Annotated in this window: 15 protein-coding genes; 8 read left to right on the top strand and 7 right to left on the bottom strand. The window is 72.2% G+C overall.

The annotated features are described in order from the left end of the window. Positions 1-61: 61 nt before the first annotated feature. From GR130_RS02430 to GR130_RS02415, 4 genes are read left to right on the top strand one after another with little or no spacing between them, the layout of a single operon-like run. Positions 62-1,018, top strand: coding sequence for a class I SAM-dependent methyltransferase (locus GR130_RS02430; RefSeq protein ID WP_159503178.1), 957 nt, complete (start codon positions 62-64; stop codon positions 1,016-1,018). Positions 1,019-1,029: 11 nt separating this feature from the next. Next, on the top strand, positions 1,030-4,338 hold the full coding sequence (gene fabD, locus GR130_RS02425; RefSeq protein ID WP_236572719.1) for an ACP S-malonyltransferase: 3,309 nt from the start codon (positions 1,030-1,032) through the stop codon (positions 4,336-4,338). 25 nt (positions 4,339-4,363) lie between these two features. Then, positions 4,364-5,566 (top strand): cytochrome P450 family protein, encoded by a 1,203-nt coding sequence (locus GR130_RS02420; RefSeq protein ID WP_159503177.1) that lies wholly within the window; start codon positions 4,364-4,366, stop codon positions 5,564-5,566. Positions 5,567-5,616: 50 nt separating this feature from the next. Then, the gene (locus tag GR130_RS02415; protein ID WP_159503176.1) at positions 5,617-6,396 is read left to right on the top strand and encodes a class I SAM-dependent methyltransferase; all 780 of its coding nucleotides are present in this window, start codon (positions 5,617-5,619) and stop codon (positions 6,394-6,396) included. A 106-nt stretch (positions 6,397-6,502) separates the two neighbouring features. Here GR130_RS02415 and GR130_RS02410 read toward each other — a convergent pair whose 3' ends face one another. Genes GR130_RS02410 through GR130_RS02380 form a run of 7 tightly spaced genes read right to left on the bottom strand, consistent with a single transcriptional unit; the run spans position 6,503 to position 13,987 of the window. Continuing rightward, on the bottom strand, positions 6,503-7,489 hold the full coding sequence (locus GR130_RS02410) for an aldo/keto reductase (protein WP_159503175.1): 987 nt from the start codon (positions 7,487-7,489) through the stop codon (positions 6,503-6,505). Further along, a complete protein-coding gene (locus GR130_RS02405) occupies positions 7,404-8,609 on the bottom strand; it encodes an NAD-dependent epimerase/dehydratase family protein (RefSeq protein ID WP_159503174.1) in 1,206 nt (401 codons plus the stop codon). Before GR130_RS02405 ends, GR130_RS02410 begins: the two co-directional genes overlap by 86 nt. After that, on the bottom strand, positions 8,579-9,175 hold the full coding sequence (locus GR130_RS02400) for a dTDP-4-dehydrorhamnose 3,5-epimerase family protein (RefSeq protein ID WP_159503173.1): 597 nt from the start codon (positions 9,173-9,175) through the stop codon (positions 8,579-8,581). The genes GR130_RS02405 and GR130_RS02400 overlap by 31 nt, the downstream gene beginning before the upstream one ends. Before the next feature lie 43 nt (positions 9,176-9,218). Beyond that, on the bottom strand, positions 9,219-10,403 hold the full coding sequence (locus tag GR130_RS02395) for a cytochrome P450 (RefSeq protein ID WP_159503172.1): 1,185 nt from the start codon (positions 10,401-10,403) through the stop codon (positions 9,219-9,221). Next, entirely contained in the window at positions 10,400-11,272 is an 873-nt protein-coding gene (locus GR130_RS02390; protein ID WP_159503171.1) for a phytanoyl-CoA dioxygenase family protein, read from the bottom strand. The genes GR130_RS02395 and GR130_RS02390 overlap by 4 nt, the downstream gene beginning before the upstream one ends. Positions 11,273-11,285: 13 nt before the next feature. Beyond that, a complete protein-coding gene (locus tag GR130_RS02385; protein ID WP_159503170.1) occupies positions 11,286-12,716 on the bottom strand; it encodes an amidase in 1,431 nt (476 codons plus the stop codon). Then, positions 12,713-13,987 carry an activator-dependent family glycosyltransferase gene (locus GR130_RS02380; protein WP_159503169.1) on the bottom strand — a complete coding sequence of 425 codons (1,275 nt, stop codon included), beginning with the start codon at positions 13,985-13,987 and terminating at the stop codon, positions 12,713-12,715. Before GR130_RS02380 ends, GR130_RS02385 begins: the two co-directional genes overlap by 4 nt. A gap of 221 nt (positions 13,988-14,208) precedes the next feature. On the opposite strand from GR130_RS02380, the gene rfbA reads away from it, so the two are divergent. Genes rfbA through GR130_RS02360 form a run of 4 tightly spaced genes read left to right on the top strand, consistent with a single transcriptional unit; the run spans position 14,209 to position 18,868 of the window. Next, positions 14,209-15,081, top strand: coding sequence for a glucose-1-phosphate thymidylyltransferase RfbA (rfbA, locus tag GR130_RS02375; RefSeq protein ID WP_159503168.1), 873 nt, complete (start codon positions 14,209-14,211; stop codon positions 15,079-15,081). A 29-nt stretch (positions 15,082-15,110) separates the two neighbouring features. Beyond that, positions 15,111-16,100: a dTDP-glucose 4,6-dehydratase gene (rfbB, locus tag GR130_RS02370; protein ID WP_236573896.1), complete on the top strand. Its 990-nt coding sequence runs from the start codon at positions 15,111-15,113 to the stop codon at positions 16,098-16,100. Positions 16,101-16,105: 5 nt separating this feature from the next. Then, positions 16,106-17,545 carry an NDP-hexose 2,3-dehydratase family protein gene (locus tag GR130_RS02365; protein ID WP_236572716.1) on the top strand — a complete coding sequence of 480 codons (1,440 nt, stop codon included), beginning with the start codon at positions 16,106-16,108 and terminating at the stop codon, positions 17,543-17,545. A 3-nt stretch (positions 17,546-17,548) separates the two neighbouring features. After that, positions 17,549-18,868, top strand: coding sequence for a phthiocerol/phthiodiolone dimycocerosyl transferase family protein (locus GR130_RS02360; protein WP_159503165.1), 1,320 nt, complete (start codon positions 17,549-17,551; stop codon positions 18,866-18,868). Positions 18,869-18,908 lie beyond the last annotated feature (40 nt).

Raw genomic sequence — 18,908 nt, 5'->3', positions numbered from 1 at the left:
TCGGCCCCGCCGGCTCCCCGACAACTGCCGTACGTACCACCCGCGTTCACGAGAGGAACACATGAGTACTCCCAAGGTCTTCGGCGAGTTCGCCGAAGGGCTCCGAACCATCAACCTCACACGCGGTGTGGACGGCCCCGGTCCGGGCCTCGGCGAGCGGTTCAAGAAGGCGACCGGGTCGGTCTACGACCTCGCCGCCGCCGGGTCGTCCAAGGGCGACATCTGGAACTGGGGCATCCACGACGATGCCCTGGAGAAGGAGATCCGCACCCGGATACCCGGCTTCGGCAGGCTCGACACCGACGGCTTCTCCGAGCAGATGTACTACCTGGCGCTGCGGGAGCTGCCCATCGGACTCGACGCGTACGCGGGCACGTCCGTACTGGAGGTGGGCTGCGGCCTCGGCGAGGGCCTGAACTTCCTCTCCCGGATCGTCGACGCCGACCGGGTGATCGGCCTGGACCTGTCGCCGAACGCGATCGAGCGGGCCGACACCCGGCTGTCGCGCGGCACCCGGCTGAGCTACGTCCAGGGCGACGCGGAGAACCTGCCGTTCGAGGACGGCGAACTGGACGTCGTCGTCAACATCGAGAGCTCGCACACCTACCCGGACCTGGGCCGCTTCCTCAGCGAGGTGACCCGGGTGCTCAAGCCCGGCGGTCACTTCACGCACATCGACAGCTTCACCCACGCCCGGTACGAGCAGATGACGCGGCTGAAGCAGGAGGCCGGGGGCCTGGAGTGGATCCACGAGCGGGACATCTCCCCGCTCACCCGGGCCGCGATCCGCCGCCGCTTCGCCCCGGGCAGCCTCTTCCACAGGTCCTTCGCCGAGAAGCGGATGCCGGTGCTGGCGCGGGTGATCGGCGAGCAGGCGCGCCGGGGGCTGTACGGCGCGAAGTTCGCGGGGCTGCCGGACACCGCGCTGATGAGGGCGCTGAAGAAGGCGGGCGTGCTCCCCTCGGGCAGCCCGCTGCCGGACAGCTACCGCCACCAGATCGCCAGGAAGAAGGGCTGAGGGCCGGCCCGATGACCCTCCCCTTGCCCCTGAGCAACGTCTTCCTCTTCGCCGGACAGGGGTCCCAGTACCACCGGATGGGCTCCTGGCTGTACGAGCACGACGCGGTGTTCCGGCGTACCCTCCTCGACCTCGACGCGGTGGTGCGCGAGCAGCGCGGCGACTCGGTGGTGGAGCGGATCTACGGCGGGCGGATGGACGAGCCGCTGGACACGTTCCGCGACAGCCAGCCGGGCATCTTCATGATCGAGTACGCGCTGGCGACCACCCTGATCGCGCAGGGCGTCCGGCCCGACGCGGTGGTCGGGGCCAGCCTCGGCGAGACGGCGGCCGCGGCCGTGGCCGGGGCGGTGGACCCGCGGGAGTGCCTGGGCCTGCTGCTGCGCCAGGTGGAGATCTTCGAGGCGCGCTGCCCGCGCGGCGGCATGCTGGCGGTGCTGGCCGAGCCCGGCCTCTTCGACCGGGCGCCCGCCCTGCACGGGCGCCTGGAGCTGGCCGCGGTCAACTCCGCGACGAACTTCGTGGTGGCGGGCGCCGATCCCGATCTGGACCGGGCCGAGGAGTACCTGGCCGGGGAGGGCGTCCTCTTCCAGCGGCTACCGGTGCCGTTCGCCTTCCACTCCTCGGCGATCGACGCCGTACGGGACGAGTTCACCGCGCTGATCGGCACGGTCGCCTTCCGCCGCCCGCGGATCCCGCTGCTGTCGTGCACCACCGGCGGGGTGGTGGAGCACTTCGACGCCGACCACCTGTGGCGGGCGATGCGGCACCGCTTCGACGTCCGTCCGGTCCTCGACGGCCTGTTGCGCGAGGACAGCCGGCTCTATCTGGACCTCGGCCCGTCCGGCTCCATGGCGAACCTGATCACGCCGCGGCTCCCGGCCGGCACCGCCTCGCGGGCGCTGCCGCTGCTGTCGCCCTTCTCCCAGGACGGGGCGCTGATCAGGAAGGTCCTGGCCTACCGCCGCCCCGACGACGCACCGAAACCCGAGGCCCAGCAGGTGACGCAGCAGGTGACGCAGCAGATGGCGCAGCAGATGGCGCAGCAGACGACGTCGCAGCCACTCCTCGTTCATGTCTTCCCCGGCCAGGGGTCCCAGGTCAAGGGCATGGGGCGGGAGCTGTTCGAGCGGTTCCCCGAGCTGACCGCCCGCGCGGACGCCGTCCTCGGCTACTCGATCCGCGAACTGTGCGTGGACGACCCCGCCCGGCAGCTGAAGCAGACCGAGTACACCCAGCCCGCCCTGTACGTGGTCGGCGCCCTGTCCCACCTGGCCGCGCTCCAAGAGGGCGGGCGGCTGCCGGACTACGTCCTCGGGCACAGCCTGGGCGAGTACGTGGCGCTGTTCGCGGCCGGGGTCTACGACTTCGACACCGGCCTGCGGCTGGTGCGCAGGCGCGGCGAGCTGATGAGCCGCGCCGGCGGCGGCACGATGGCGGCGGTGGCGGGCTGCGACGTGGAGGCGGTACGCAAGGTGCTGCGGCAGCACGGGCTCGACGCGATCGACATCGCGAACCTCAACACCCCCACCCAGACGGTGATCGCCGGGCCCAAGGACGCCGTGGACCGGGCACTGCCGCTGTTCTCCGAGGTCGGCGCGCGCTGTGTGCCGCTGAACGTGAGCGCCCCGTTCCACAGCCGGTACATGGCGGACGCCGCCGAGGAGTTCGGCCGCTTCCTGGACGGGTTCGCCTTCGCGGCGCCGAAGGTGCCGGTGATCGCGAACGTCGACGCCCGGCCGTACGGCGGTCCGGACGAGGTCAGGGAGAAGCTGAGGCAGCAGATCGCCGGTCCGGTGCAGTGGACCGACAGCGTGCGCCACCTCATGGGCCAGGGGCCCCTGGAGGTACGGGAGTTGGGCCCGGGCACGGTGCTCACCAAGCTGGTCGACCGGATCCGGTCGGAGGCCACCGCGCTGACCGCGCCGGACACCCGCCCGGACACCCGCCCGGACCCGACGGCCGCCGCGGCCGTCGCACCCGCCCCGCGGACCACCGCCCGGACGCTGGGCTCCGCCGCCTTCCGCGAGACCTACGGCGTCGAGTACGCCTACGTGGCCGGGGGGCTGCACCACGGGATCGGCTCCGTGGACCTGGTGGCCGCCATGGCCAGCGCGGGCTTCCTCTCCTACCTGGGCACCAGCGGACTGACGACCACCCAGATCGAAGACGCGGTCCGGGCCCTGCGCGAACGGCTCGGCCCCGGTGCGCCGTTCGGCGTCAACCTCACCTACAGCCCGTTCGGCGCCCGCGCCGAGCAGGAGGTGGTGGACGCGGCCCTGCGCGGCGGCGTGCGCTTCCTGGAGGTCTCCACCTACGTACAGATCACCCCGGCGCTGGTGCGCTACCGGCTGCACGGCGCCCGCCCGCTCGGCGGCGGCCGCGCGCACGCCCCGCACAGGCTGCTCGCCAAGGTCACCCGCCCCGACGTGGCCCGGCTCTTCTTCGAGCCGCCGCCGCCCCGCATCGTCGAGCGGCTGCTCGCCGAGGGCGCCCTCACGGCCGACGAGGCGGCGGCCGCCCCGCTGCTGCCGATGGCCGACGACGTGTGTGCGGTGGGCGACGCGGGCGGCTACACGGACCTGGGCACGCTGCCCGCGCTGCTGCCCTCCGTCCGGCGGCTGCGCGACGAGGTGGCCCGTACCGTCCCCGCGGCCGCGGCCGTCCGGGTGGGCGCGGGCGGCGGCATCGGCACCCCCGAGGCGGCGGCCGCGGCCTTCGTCCTCGGCGCCGACTTCGTGCTGACCGGGTCGGTCAACATCTGCACGGCCGAGAGCGGCCTCAGCGCCCGGGTCAAGGACATGCTGTGCGCCCTGGACGTGCACGACACCACGTACGCGCCCTTCGGCGACCTCTTCGAACTGGGCGGGCGGGCCCGGGTGATGAAGAAGGGGGTGCTCTTCCACGCCCGCGCCAACAAGCTCTACGACCTGTGGCGCACGCACGACGACTGGCACGGCATCGCCCCCGAGGTCCGCGCCCGCATCGAGGAGCGGTACTTCCAGGACTCCTTCGAGAGCGTCTACGCCCAGGCCAGGGCGGCGTCCGCGCAGGACGCGCGGGACGTGCCGGGCATGGGCGAGGAGCCGGACCCCAAGCGGCGCATGGCGCTCGTCTTCCGCTGGTACTGCGACCGCGCGCTGCGCCTGGCGGTGGCGGGTGAGGCGGGCCGCGAGACGGACTTCCAGGTCTTCTGCGGCCCCGCCCTGGGCGCGTGCAACCAGTGGCTCCGCGGCACCGGCCTCGACGCCTGGCGGCAGCGGCACGTCGACGAGATCGGCCGCCGGATCCTCGACGGGGCCGCACGGATCACCGGCTGACCCCCCATCGGAAAGGCAAGAACGTATGACCGACGTTGAGTACGACCTGTCCGACCCGGCGTTCATCACCGACCCCGCGGCAGCCGAGCGGTGGCTGAGTGCGCCGCGCCCGGCGTGCCCCGGCCGGTCCCTGGACGGCTCCCCGGTGCTGGTGGTCACCCGTTACGAGACCGCCCGGGAGGTGCTGTCCGACCCGCGTTTCACCAGCCGCCCGCCCGGCGACTCGCACATCCGCGGGCTGCTCGGTCAGGGCGTCCCCGAGGACCTGGCGCCGCTGATGTCGTCGACGCTGCTGTCGATGGACACCGCCGACCACAACCGGGTGCGCCCGCTGGTGACCCTGGCCTTCTCCGCGAAGCGGGTGCGCTCGCTGCGCCCGCGGATCGAGGAGCTGGTGACCGGGCTGCTGGACGCGATGGACCCCGGAGTGGAGGTCGATCTCCTCGGCGGGCTGGCCGACCCGCTGCCGCTCGCGGTCATCGGTGAACTGCTCGGCGTGGACGCGGCGGACCGGGCCCAGTGGCTGGCCTCGGCCGAGACCTTCACCGGCAGCAGCCCGGCCACCCCCGACCAGGTCGGTCCCGCGCTGCGCGGCATGGTCACGGTACTGGGCGAACTGATCGACAAGCGGCGCGCACGGCCCGGGGACGACCTGGTCTCCGAGCTGGTGCAGACGCACGACGCGGACGGCGCACGGCTGACCGACACCGAACTGCTGGCGCTGGCCATGCTGGTGATCCAGGCCGGGCACGACTCGGTCCGCCAGTTCCTCGCGCAGAGCGTGTGCACGCTCCTCGCCCACCCCGACCAGCTGGAACTGGTGCTGGCCGACCCGTCCCGGTGGCGCACCGCGCTCCCGGAGATCATGCGCCACGCCACCCCCGTCAAGCACGCCTTCCGCCGGTTCGCCACCGAGCCGGTCGAGGTCGAGGGGCACACCGTGCAGGCCGGCGAGGGCGTCCTGGTGGTGCTGGCCGCCGCCAACCACGACGCGGACCAGTTCGCGGAAGCGGGCCGGCTCGATGTGACCCGTACCCCCAATCCGCACCTGGGCTTCAGCCACGGGCCGCACTTCTGCCCGGGGGCCTCGCTGGCCCTGACGCAGGCGGAGATCGCGCTGTCCGCACTGTTCGGACGGTTCCCCGGCCTGCGGCTGGCGGTACCCGCCGAGCAGATCGCTCCACGGTTCCTGATCGGCATGCAGCGGCTGCCGGTGCGCCTGGCCTGAACACAGGTGCCGTACGCCACCCGACCCACACACCGACGAAGAGAGACGACATGACCGACAACTCGTACCGGCAACCGCAGACCGTGCCGCACGAGTCGGAGCAGGAGCGCGACTCCCGGCTGCGCCTGACCGAGCTCCTGGCCGAAACGCCGATCCCGCCCGAGTACCTGATCGACAACCTCCCCGTCTACCTGCGCCGCAACCAGCTCGCCGACCTGCTGGCCATGGACGCCCTGTACCGGATGATCACCGATGTCCCGGGCGTCATCATGGAGTTCGGCGTCCTCCACGGCCGCCACCTCGCCACCTTCACCGCCCTGCGCAGCATCTACGAGCCCTACAACTCGCTGCGCCGCATCATCGGCTTCGACACCTTCACCGGCTTCCCCAGCGACATCGCCGAGATCGACCGCGCCACGCCCAGCGCCCACCCCGGCCGGTTCGCGGTGCCCGAGAACGAGGTGGACCACCTGCGCGAGGTGCTGCGCGCACACGAGGCGAACGAGCCCTGGGGCCACACCCAGCGCAGCTTCGTGGTGCAGGGGGACGTCCGCAAGACGGTCCCGGAGTACCTGCAGGAGAACCCGGAGACCATCGTCTCGCTGGCCTACTTCGACCTCGATCTGTACGAGCCCACACGCGAGCTCCTGGAGGTCGTCCGGCCCCACCTGGTCAAGGGCAGCATTCTCGCCTTCGACGAGCTGACCCACCCCAAGTGGCCGGGAGAGACCACGGCGCTGCGCGAGTTCATGGAGCTGGGCAACGCGAAGCTGCGCCAGCTGACCACGCGCGAGAACCCGGTCGTCTACCTGGAGTGGGGCGCGAGCTGACCCGCCCATGACGTGAGACGGTCCGCCCGAACCCGGGCGGACCGTCTCACGTGGCCGTTCGGTTGTTCAGCGCTGCGACTGTGCGGCGCTGCGGCTGGTCAGCGGTTCACCATGCCCAAGCCTCCGGGCCCGGGCCGCCGTTGCCGATCGGCGGGAAGAGCGTGTCCAGCTCGCCCAGCACCTCCTCGGGCAGCTCCCGCTCCATGGCCCGCAGGGCGCCTTCGAGTTGGGCCACGCTGCGCGGGCCGATCACCGGGGCCGTCACGCCGGGGCGGGACAGCACCCAGGCCATGCCGATCTCCGCCGGGTCGGCGCCCAGGCGGTCGCAGAGCTTCTCGTACCCGGCGATGGCGTCCCGGTGCGTGCGCAGCGCCTCGACCGCGCGGCCCTGGGAACTCTTCATCGCCGTGCCCTCCTCCAGCTTCCGCAGCACCCCGCTCAGCAGCCCGCCGTGCAGCGGCGACCACGGCAGCACGGCGACCCCGTACCGCTGACACGCCGGGACGACCTCCAGCTCGATGTGGCGGGTCACGAGGTTGTACACGCTCTGCTCGGAGACGATGCCGAGGAAGTGGCGGCGGGCCGCGGCCTCCTGGGCCTCCGCGATGTGCCAGCCGGCGAAGTTCGAGGAGCCGACATAGCGGACCTTGCCCTGCCGGGTGAGGGTCTCCATCGCCTGCCACACCTCGTCCCAGGGGGCGTGCCGGTCGACGTGGTGCATCTGGAACACGTCGATCCAGTCGGTCCGCAGCCGACGCAGCGAGTCCTCGCAGGAGGCGATGATGTGCCGGGCGGACAGGCCCGAGTCGTTGGGCCAGTCGCTCATGGGGTTGAAGACCTTGGTGCCCAGGACGACCTTCTCGCGGCGGCCGCCGCCCTGCGCGAACCAGCCGCCGAGGAACTCCTCGGTGTAGCCCTTGTGCTTCTGCCAGCCGTACTGGTTGGCGGTGTCGACGAAGTTGATGCCGTGGTCGAGCGCGGTGTCCAGGATGGCATGGCTCTCCTCGTCACCGGCTCTGACGCCGAGGTTCAGCGTACCCAGGCAGATCCTGCTGACCTGCAGGGCGGTGCGGCCGAGATAGGTGTACTGCATCGATGTCCTCGTGTCCTTGTTGGCCTTGTTGCGCTCGTTGGCCTCGTCGTTCTCGTTGGTCTCGCTGTTCTCGCTGTTCTCGTCGGCCTTCGAGGAGAGCCGTCCACTGCCTGTGGAGGGAGTCCTCCAGCGGCACCCGGGGTGACCAGCCGAGGAGTTCGCGCGCGGTGCGGATGTCCACCTGGGTCCAACTGCTGCTGTTGCCGCCCGCGGGCGTGGCGCCCGCGGGGGCGGGCCGTTCGTCGACCAGGTGCGGGGGCAGTCCCGACGCGGCCACCAGCAGCCAGGCCAGCTCGCGCACGCTGATCGCGGTCCCCCGCCCGATGTTGACGACCCGGCCGGACACCGGAGCCGTGGCCGCCGACACGACGGCGGCGGCGACGTCCTCGACGTCGATGAAGTCCCGCCGGTCCTCGGTCACGTCGAGGCTCACCGGCGTCCCGTCGGCCATGGCCCGCCGCAGCCGCTCGGCCAGGCCGCCGAGGAAGCTGCGGCGGGGCGAGCCGGACCCGCAGACGTTGGAGATGCGCAGCACGCAGCCGTCGACACGGCCCTCGGCCGTCGCGTCCAGGACCATGCGCGTGCCGGCCAGTTTCGTCCTGGCGTACGGGCTGACGGGGTCGGCCGGATGTCCCTCGCCGATGACCGTGCCGACCGGGACCTGCCCGTACTCGTACACCGAGCCCAGCTGCACCAGCCGCGGCCGGGCCGGGGCCGCGGCGACGGCCCGTACCAGCCGCTCCAGCAGCGGGATGTGCGAGGCCGTCATCTGCGCCTCGGTGCCCTCCCAGGTGTCCGTCACCGCGTTGACCACGGCATCGGCGCGGGCCACCAGGGCGTGCAGCGCCTCGGCCGGGCCCGTCAGCACGTCCAGCGGCACCAGCTCCGCCCCGGGGACCGGCTCCCGGGGACCGCGGGTCACCGCCAGCACCCGGTGGCCGGGGAGCTGCCCGAAGGCCCGGCAGATGTGCCGCCCCAGGAAGCCGGCGCCGCCCAGGACCACGACCGTGCGCTCCGGCCCGCCGGGCGCGCCGTCCCCGCGCCCGGCGTCGTACGAGGCGTCGTGCGAGCCGTCGTACCGGCCGTCGTTCACCGGCGCCGCCAGGGCAGGTCGAGGCATGCCTGGTAGGTCGGCAGCCTGCCGAGGCGCCCGGCCTCGGCCAGGGACGGCGCGTTCCGGTCGCGCTCGGAGAGGACGTACTCCATGCCCGTGGGCCAGGGCAGGCCCAGCGCCGGGTCGAACGGGTCGATCTCGTGCTCGGCCGCCGGGTCGTACTCCACCGAGTTCAGGTAGTGCGTGACGGTGTCGTCCTGCAGCGCGATGAAGGCGTGCCCGAGCCCCTCCTCCACGTACACCGCCTCACCGGAGGCGGCGTCCAGGTGGATGCTGTCCCACTGGCCGAAGGTGGGCGAGCCCACCCGCAGGTCGACCACGACGTCCAGCATCGCGCCCCCGACGCAGCAGACGACCTTGGCCTGTCCCGGCGGTACGTCCGCGTAGTGCACCCCGCGGACGGCGCCCCGCCGGGACATGCTGTGGTGGCTCTGCCCCAAGTGCAGTGCCCGCCCGGTGGCTTGGGCGAACGCCGACTCCACGTAGAGCGCGACGAACGCTCCGCGTGTGTCGCGGAAGACGTCGGGGGTGATCCGGTAGGCACCGGGGACCGCCAACTCACGGATCTTCACTGCCGGTGCTCCTTAGTCTCCGTCTCCGTCTTCGTCTCCGTCGTCACCAGGTGACGGGCAGCTCCGCGACACCGTAGAACGCCATGTCCTCGTACGGTGGCACCTGTTCTGCCGCCACGGCCAGGCGCAGTTCGGGGAAGTGGCGCAGCAGCTCCCGCAGCGAGACCGCGATCATCAGCCGCGCCTGGTGCTGCCCCAGGCAGCGGTGCGCGCCGTGCCCGAAGGCGACGTGCTGCACCGCGTTCCGCCTGGTCAGATCGAGCCGGTCGGCGTCGGGGAAGGTCCGCTCGTCGCGGTTGGCGGCGGTCAGGGAGGCGACGATCACCTCACCGCCGGCGATCTGCTGGTCGCCGGCCGCGGCATCCTCGGTGGCCTTGCGGACCGAACCCATGTTGTTGATCGGCAGATAGCGCAGCAGCTCGTCGACGGCGTTGTCGACCAGCTCGGGGTCCTTGCGCAGCAGGTCGAGCTGGTCCGGGGTGCGCAGCAGGACGAAGATGCCCAGGCCGATGGCGTGCGCGACCAGGTCCTTTCCCGCGATGCGCAGCTGGAGCCCGATCGAGGCCGCCTCCTCGTCGCTGAGCGGTCCCCGCTCGTCCTCGGCGGCGAGCAGTTCGCTGAGCACGTCGTCGCCCGGCTGCGTCCGCTTGGCGCGGACCAGGTCGAGCATGTGGAACCACATCTCCTGGTACGTCGCGACGAACACCTCGGGGGTGACGTCGGCCCCGACCAGGCGCCCCACCTGCCGCTCGAACCGCTCCTGGTCGTCCAGGGTGGTGCCGAGCAGGTCGCAGGAGACGCGGGCGGAGATCGGCCACGCGAAGTCCTTCATGAGGTCGGCGGGCCCGCCGCGCCCCCGTATCTCCTCCAGGCGCTCGCCGACGATCCGCTCGACTCTGGGCTCGAACCGCCGCATTCTACGTACGGAGAACATGTCGGCCAGCAGACGGCGATAGCGGGTGTGCTCCGGCGGGTCCATGCCGAAGATCCAGCCGGGCGGGCTCTGCCCGTCGATGACCGGCGGCAGGACGTGCAGCGACGAGCTGAAGTGGCCGTCCTTCAGCGCCTTCCTGACGTCCTTGTACCGGGTCAGCAGCCTGCCCTGGCGGCCGTGTTGCAGCGTGACGACGACCGGGTCGCCGTCCTGCTGCACCCGGCGGTAGTCGTCCGGCGGGTCGAAGGGGCAGCCGCGCGGCTGGGCCCCGGGGACGGGCAGCGTCTCGGTCACCGCTCTCCCCCGGTCACGTCGCCGGCCGCCGCGGGCTTGTCCTGGAGCACCAGGTGCGGGTCGGCGGACTCGTACCAGCCCAGGAACGGGGGGCAGGTGTCGTAGCCGAGCAGCCGCTGGACCTCCTCGGGGTACGCGCGGACCTTCTCCACGGGCACGGCGAGGAACTGGTTCTCCTCCTGCCGCATATTGCCCGCGATCATGGAGATGGTCAGGCCGGTGCGCGGCCCGTCCGACCGGTTCGGGCCGCCGCCGTGGTAGGTGCCGCCCAGCCAGATCAGGCAGGAACCGGCGGTCATCTCGGCGGGGACGGCCTGGTCCTTGGCGGGCGGCTCCTCGTCGCCGAGGGTGTGGCTGCCGGGGACGACCAGCGTGGCGCCGTTCTCGGTGGTGAAGTCGCTCATGGCCAGCATCAGTTGGACGCGGCTGATGGGCGAGGGGTAGGTGCGCAGATGCGACATGTCGTCGCGGTGCAGCCACTGCGCGCCCTCGTCGGGCCAGATCTGGATCACCTGGGTCGCGCTGATCTGGACGTTCGGGGCCAGCTCGACGCGCTGCCCGCCCATCCACACCGGGACCGGCCGCTGGATCAGGCGCCGCGCGGCGCCGAGGAACTGCGGCAGCAGCGCGATCGTCGCGGCGTGCCGCGTCCGGGCGAACAGCGACGAGAGCCGCTTGGTGCGGTGCCCGGCGAAGTCGTTGTCACCGTAGTCCCAGTCGTCCAGGGCCGGGCCGAGGTCCTCCCACAGGCCCTTCAGCGTCGCCTCGTCGACCAGGTTCTCGATGATCAGACCGCCGTCGCGCTCCAGCACCTCGCAGACCTCGTCCACGGAGGCGCTCGGACTCAGGCGAGTGAGCGTCGGTTTCACAGCGCACCCCTACTCAGTTGTCGTGGTTCCGCTGCGGATTCAGCGGGTTGACGGGCGTGAAGGTGCCCAGCCGTTGCTCGACCGCGGCGGCGGCGTCGAGGCACACGTCCTCGCGGAAGGGCCGGCCGATGAGCTGCACGCCCTGCGGCAGGCCGTCCGCGATCCCGGTCGGCACGGCCACGGCGGGCAGCCCGGCGAAGGTGGACACCGAGCACAGCCGCATCGCCGTCATCACCCGCTCCAGCCCCTCCGGGTCGCGGGACTCCAGGCCGGGCTCGACGGGCTGCTCGGTGAAGACCGGCCCCAGCAGCAGCGGGTAGCGGTCGAGGAACTCGGCCCAGGCGCGCTGGATCCCCATCCGCTCCCCGGTGAGCTGCACGTACTCCGCGAGGCCGACGGGCGGGGTGCGCTCCATGGACATCTCCAGGAAGCGGCGGCCGTCCTCGGGCATCAGCGGCCTGAGCGCGTCCCAGCCGAGGCTGTACTCGGTCATCATCAGCCGCGCGTACGCCCGCAGCGCGTCCCCGAGCCGGGGCACCTCCACCTCCTCGACCCGGTAGCCGGCGTCCTCCAGCGCGTCGGCCGCCGCCGCGACGGCGGCCCGTACCCGCGGGTCGACGCCGAGCCCGCCGGGGTCGGCCGCGACACCGACCCGGATCGGGCCGGGCAGCGGCGGTCCGGCCGCCGGTGCCGGAACCGCGCGCGGGTCGCGGGGGTCGGCGCCGGACAGCAGGCCGTGCAGGATCCGCAGGTCCTCCACCGTCCGCGCCATCGGGCCGTCGACGGGGAACAGCTGGGTGCCCAGGGCGGGTTCGCGGCCCATGAGGCGGTTGTCGGACGCGTACCGCCCGCAGCTCGGCCGCAGGCCGGTGATGCCGCTGAAGACCGCGGGGATCCGGATCGAGCCCTCCCAGTCGTTGGCGAGGGCCAGCGGGGCCATACCGGAGGCGACCGCGACCGCGTCACCGCCGCTGGTGCCGCCGGGCGTCCGGGCCGGGTCCCACAGGTTGACGGTGTCGCCGTGGGTGCCGCTGCGGGTGTGCATACCGCGCATGCCCATGTCGGGCATGTTGGTGCGGGCCACGGGGATCGCCCCGGCCGCGCACAGCCGCCGCACGGGGGGCGCGTCCTGCTCGGCGACGAGGACCCGCAGTTCGGGCATCCCCTGGGTGGTCGCCATGCCCTCGACGTGGATGTTGTCCTTGACCGTGAACGGCACCCCGGCCAGCGGGCCCAGCTCCTCGCCCGCCGCGCGCCGGGCGTCGACGTCCTTCGCGGCGGCGCGGGCGCGGTCCGCCATGACCGTGGTGACGGCGTTCACCTCGGGATTGACCGCGGCGATCCGCTCCAGGTGGCGGTCCACCGCCTCGGCCGCGCCGACCTCGCCGCGGGCGAGAGCCGCCGCCAGCTCCGCGGCGCTCAACTGCCAGATCTCGGTACTCAAGACGTCTCCGTGCTCGTGCGGTACTCGGCGGTCAGCTTCTCCAGCGTGGGCACCAGCTCACCGGGGGACGGCACGGCCAGCACCTCCTCGCGCAGCCGGGCCGCGGACTGCCGGAACGACGGCTCCTCAAGCAGCCGTACGAGGGCCGCGCGCAGGGTCTCGTCGTCGGCCTCGTCGGCGGGCACGACGAGGCCCGAGCCGTACCGCTCCATGTGCTCGGCCTTGATGAAGGTGTCGCCCGACTGCGGTACGAGCAGCTGGGGCACCCCGTGGAGCATCGCCGCCATCCAGGTGCCGCTGCCGCCGTAGTGGACGACCGCGTCGCAGGTGGGCAGCAGCGCGTGCATCGGCACGAAGTCGACGACGCGGGTGTTGGCCGGGACCTCCGCCGTCTCCTCGCCGGGGATCGGGATGAGGGTCGTGACGACTTCGATGTCCAGGTCGGCGAATGCCTTGAGGCCGGAGACCGGGAAGCCGTCGTGCCCGGTGTACCGCCGCCGGGACAGGCCCATCGTGACGCACACCCGGGGGCGGGCCGGCGGCTCGCGCAGCCAGTCCGGGACCACCGCCACGCCGTTGTAGGGCACGTACCGCACCGGCACCGTGTGCAGCTTCAGGGGCAGCCGCGCCCCGGCCGGCGTCGGGTCGATGGTGAACTGGCCGGTCACCACCTGCTCGTCGAAGTCCAGGCCGTGCCGCTCCAGTTCGCCGGCCAGCCACTCGCCGAGCGGGTCCACCCGCTGGTCCTCGGGCTGCTCCTCCCTCAGCTCCAGGAACATCTCGCGCTGGCGGCCCAGGAAGTCCGGGCTCCACAGCACCCGTGCGTGCGCGGCGCCGACGGCGCGGGCGGCCACCGCGCCCGCGTAGCTCATCTGCTCCCAGAGGACGAGGTCGGGGCGCCAGTGGCGGGCGAAGTCGACCAGTCCGTCGACGAAGGAGGGGTTGTTGGCGATCTTCAAGTAGTAGGGGACGAGCGCCTCGTACACCCCCCGCTCCCGCTCCCAGGTGGTCCGGGGACGCTCCAGGCCGCCGAAGGAGGGGCCCATGTTGAACGCCTGCGGGTTCTCGCGGGCGATCGCCTGGGCCATCTCCAGGAGCTGGTGGTCCTCGCCGACCGGCACGGCCGTCAGTCCGGAGGCCGTGATCGTGTCGGCCAGCGCGGGCTGGCTGGCGACGCGGACCTCGTGCCCGGCGGCGGCCAGCGCCCACGCCATGGACACCATGTGGAGGTAGTGCGTCTTCTCGGCATAGGTCACGATCAGAACGCGCATCGAAACTCCTCGTCCCCCTCTGCCCTCGGCCGCACGTCGGCCTCAGGTCCCACCGTCGGTCGGGGAACAAGCCGCGCGTACGCGAGAATTCAAAGGGCTGACGACCCGCCCATCAACCCCTAATCGACGCACCCGCCCCTACCCCTAATTTCCGCCCCCGCCCCCTAGGGCTGCCGGGCACATCTGTCTTTCGGGCGGCAGGCGTTGGTAGCTTCGCCGCGATGAAAGGGATACTGCTCGCCGGGGGCCATGGCACACGGCTGCATCCGCTGACCCATGCCGTGTCCAAGCAGCTGCTTCCCGTCTACAACAAGCCAATGGTCTATTACCCGCTCTCCGTGCTCATGCTGGCGGGTATCAGAGACATTCTGGTGATTACGGCACCGGACCAGACGGAACTGTTCCGGGCGCTGCTCGGCGACGGGGAAAAGCTCGGCATCAGCATCGAATACGCCGAACAGCCCGAGCCGAACGGCATTGCCGAGGCTTTCCTCATCGGCGCCAAGCACATCGGGGACGACCGGGTGGCGCTGGTGCTGGGCGACAACATCTTCCACGGGCCCAACTTCCCCACGCTGCTGCGCCGGCACGCCCGCCACATCGACGGCTGTGTGCTGTTCGGCTACGGCGTGAAGGACCCCGAGCGCTACGGCGTCGGCGAGGTGGACGCCTCGGGAAAGCTGGTGGACATCGCGGAGAAGCCCGCCCACCCGCGGTCCAACCTGGCGATCACCGGCCTGTACCTGTACGACAACGACGTCGTGGACATCGCCGGCGGCCTGCGTCCGTCGGCCCGCGGCGAGCTGGAGATCACCGACGTCAACCGGGTCTACCTGGAACGCGGCAAGGCCCAACTGGTGGACCTGGGGCGCGGATTCGCCTGGCTGGACACCGGAACCCACGACTCGCTGCTCCAGGCCGGCCAGTACGTGCAGGTTCTGGAACAGCGCCAGGGGGTGCGCATCGCCTGCCTTGAGGAGATCGCATTCCGCATGGGATTCATCGACGCCGACGCCTGTTACCGGCTCGGGGTCGAGTTCGGCTCCTCAGACTACGGCGAGTATCTGAGAGGCATTGCGACCAGAGAGACATAGAAAGTGATGAGGCGGACAACGTGCGAGTGCTGGTGACAGGCGGAGCGGGCTTTATCGGCTCGCATTTCGTACGGCAGTTGGCGAGCGACGCCCACCCGGCCTTCGCGGGGGCCGAGGTGACCGTTCTCGACAGGTTCACCTACGCGGGCAACGAGGCGAATCTGGCGCCGGTCGCCGACCGCCCCGCGCTCCGCGTCGTACGCGGCGACATCTGCGACGGGCCGCTGGTGGCCGACGTCATGCGCGGCACCGACCTGGTGGTGCACTTCGCGGCGGAGTCCCATGTCGACCGGTCGATCGCCGGCGCGGCCGAGTTCGTCCGCACCAACGTGCTGGGTACCCAGACACTGCTGGAGGCCGCGTCCGCCGCCGGGGTGGGCAGGTTCGTCCATGTCTCCACGGACGAGGTCTACGGCTCCATCGACGACGGCGCGTGGGACGAGGACGAGCCGCTGCGGCCCAACTCCCCCTATGCCGCCTCCAAGGCGTCCTCGGACCTGCTGGCCCTGGCGTTCCACCGCACGCACGGCCTTCCGGTGTGCGTCACCCGCTGCTCCAACAACTACGGCCCGTACCAGTTCCCCGAGAAGGCCGTCCCGCTGTTCGTCACCAACCTCCTCGACGGCAGGAAGGTGCCGCTGTACGGGGACGGCGGCAACGTGCGGGACTGGCTGCACGTCGACGACCACTGCCACGCCCTCGCCCTGGTCGCGCAGAAGGGCTCCCCCGGCGAGGTCTACAACATCGGCGGCGGAACCGAGCTGACCAACCGCGACCTGGTGGCCCGGCTGCTGGAACTGCTGGGCGCGGACGCGTCGTTGGTGGAGCGGGTCCCCGACCGCAAGGGCCACGACCGCCGCTACGCGCTGGCCTACGGCAAGATAGCCGCCGAACTCGGCTACGCGCCCCGCGTCCGCTTCGAGGAGGGCCTGGCGGACACCGTCCGCTGGTACGCGGACCACCGGGACTGGTGGGAGCCGCTGCGGACGAACGCCCGGCGCGCGACGCAGGGAGCGTGACCGGCGTGACGACCACGACGCACCCGCTTCTCGCCCGCATCGCCCGCTCGACCGCGGCGACCGACACCCCCACCGCCCCGCTCGCCGCACTCCACCAGTGGTGGCAGGAGGTCCGCGAGGCGGACGACTCCCGGGTGGAGCTGATCCCCTTCGAGGCGATGCGCTCCTGGAGCTTCGCGCCCGGCACCGGCAACCTCGTCCATGACACCGGGCGGTTCTTCAGCGTCGAGGGCCTGCGGGTGCACCGGCCCGAAGGGCCCGTACCGCACTGGTCGCAGCCGATCCTCAACCAGCCGGAGGTCGGCGTCCTCGGCATCCTCGCCAAGGAGTTCGGCGGCGTCCTGCACTTTCTGATGCAGGCGAAGATGGAGCCGGGGAACTGCAACGGCCTGCAGCTCTCCCCCACCGTCCAGGCCACCCTGAGCAACTACACCCGGGTCCACAAGGGCGGCTCCGTCCCCTACATCGACCACTTCCTCAGCCGGGACCGGCACCGCGTCCTCGTCGACGTCCGCCAGTCCGAACAGGGCAGTTGGTTCCACCGCAAGCGCAACCGCAACATGGTGGTCGAGGTCACCGAGGACGTCGAGGTCCGCCCCGGCTTCCGCTGGGTGACCCTGGGCCAGCTGCACCGGCTGCTGGCCGTCGACGACCTGGTCAACATGGACGCGCGCAGCATCCTGGCCTGTCTGCCGTTCCCCTTCGAAGGGGTGACCGGCGAGGGGCGCCGGGAGCCGGGTACGGAGCTGCTGAGCTGGCTGACCGAAGCGCGCAGCATGGAGCGGGTGCTCGCCGAGCGGGTACCGCTGGCCGGGCTGCCCGGCTGGCGGCGCCGTCCGGACCGCATCTCCCACGAGGACGGCGCCTTCTTCGACATCGTGGCGGTCGACGTCACCACCGGCGGCCGGGAGGTCGGCGGCTGGACCCAGCCCCTGCTCCGGCCGCGCGGCCAGGGCGTGTCGGCCTTCGTCACCAAGCGCGTCGGCGGCGTCCGGCACGTGCTCGCGAGCGTCCGCGTGGAGGCGGGCTGTGCCGATGTGCTGGAGCTCGGCCCCACCGTGCAGTACACGCCGGAGAACTACGCGCGGCTGCCCGCCGGAGCCCTGCCGCCGCTGCTGGACGAGGTGCTGGGCGCCCCCGCGGAGCGGGTGCTGTTCGACACGGTGCTCTCCGAGGAGGGCGGTCGGCTCCACCACGCCCGCAGCCGCTACCTGATCGTCGAGGAAGACGCAAACGTGGGCGACGGGGCCGACGGGGGCCACAGAGGCGACGGCGGCCCGCCCGGCTCCCCCGGCCACCGCTGGATCCCGATGGACGAACTCGTCGGGCTGATGCAGCACAGCCACTACGTCAACGTGGAGGCCCGCACGCTCGTCGCCTGCCTGCAGTCCGTGTGCGGCCCCGCCGAGCGCCGACCGGCGCGCTCCCACGGGAAAGGTGCGTAACCGATGTCCTGGATTTCCCCGACGCCACGGAAACTGTCTCTTGAGGAGATGGTGCACGTCCCGGAGGCCACCAGAAGCCGCGTCACGGTCGTCTGCACCGTCCGCGGCGAGGCCGGCGGGGTCGACGAGAAGCTGCTGGCGCAGGCGTTCGCGACCGCGGTCGGGCGGCACCCGTCGCTGCGCAGCCGGATCCGGCAGGACGGGCCGGTGGCGTACTCCTTCCAGCCGCTGGAGAGCGGTCTGCCGGAGCTCCAGGTGCGCCCCGGCGGGCCGTCGGCACTCGCCGAGGAGATCAACACCGCGCTCCCGCCGGGCGGCGCGCTGGTCCGCGCCGTCCTGCTGCGCGGCGAGGACGGCGAGGTCGGCGGGGACGGCGAGGACGGGGACACCTTCGTCCTGAGCGTGGACCACACCATCACCGACGGCCAGAGTGCCCTCGCCCTGAACCACTCGCTGTGGCGGGCCTACGCCGCCCTCGCCGACGGCACGTTCACCGCCCCGGAGGCCGCGGGGCAGGACCTGCCCGCCCCGCTGTCGGCCCGGCTCACGCCCTACCCGCAGGAGGACCTCGCCGCGTACGTCGCCGCCCGCGGCGCACAGGTCCACGGGGTGTCCATGGGGTTCCTGCCGTACGCGGCCGCGGGGCGGGAACGTACCGGGCAGGGCCCGCTGATGGACGTGGCGCGCGTCCGGCTCACCGTGGAGGAGACCGCCCGCCTGGTCGGGGCCGCCAAGGCGGGCGGGGTGTCGGTCCACGGCCTGGTCGTGGCGGCGCTGCTCATCGCCATCCGGCAGCAGCTGGGGGGACAGCCCGCGGACCGTCGGCTCGGCTCCATGACGCCGGTGGACCTGCGCAGCCGGCTGTCCCCGCCGCTGGACGGGGAGGTCCTGGTGCCCGCCGCGTCCTTCTTCTTCGACGTACTCGACGTGCCGGACGACGCCGACCCGGTGGCGCTGGGCCGCCGGGTCGTCGACAACCTGCGCGCCGCGATGGAGCGCGGCGACCTCGCGCGGGAGATCCTCGCGGCCCCGCAGGTGCTCCGGGACCCGTCGCTGATGCGGGCCAGCCTGGTGACGACCAACCTCGGCAGCATGCCGGTGCCCGGCCTGCCGAGCGGCCTGGAGATCACCGACATGCGGTGCTTCGCGCTCGGGAACGCGTCGTTCCCGCAGGCCGGGCGGGGGCCGTTGGGGGCGGCCGTGCTCACCGTGCACGGCCGGCTCGGCATCGAGTTCCCCCACAGCACCGACTGCTTCACCCCCGAGCAGCTGCGCGACGCCTGCGACTCCGTCCGGGCCACGCTGACCGGCCTCGCTTCCTGAGGACACGGACACGGTACGGACCCGGTACGACGAACCCCCT

Origin of the sequence: Streptomyces sp. GS7, assembly GCF_009834125.1 — a bacterium.
In the GTDB taxonomy this organism is placed as follows: domain Bacteria; phylum Actinomycetota; class Actinomycetes; order Streptomycetales; family Streptomycetaceae; genus Streptomyces.
Note: the sequence above shows the minus strand (reverse complement) of the source record. Positions and strands in the feature narration are given on the sequence as shown.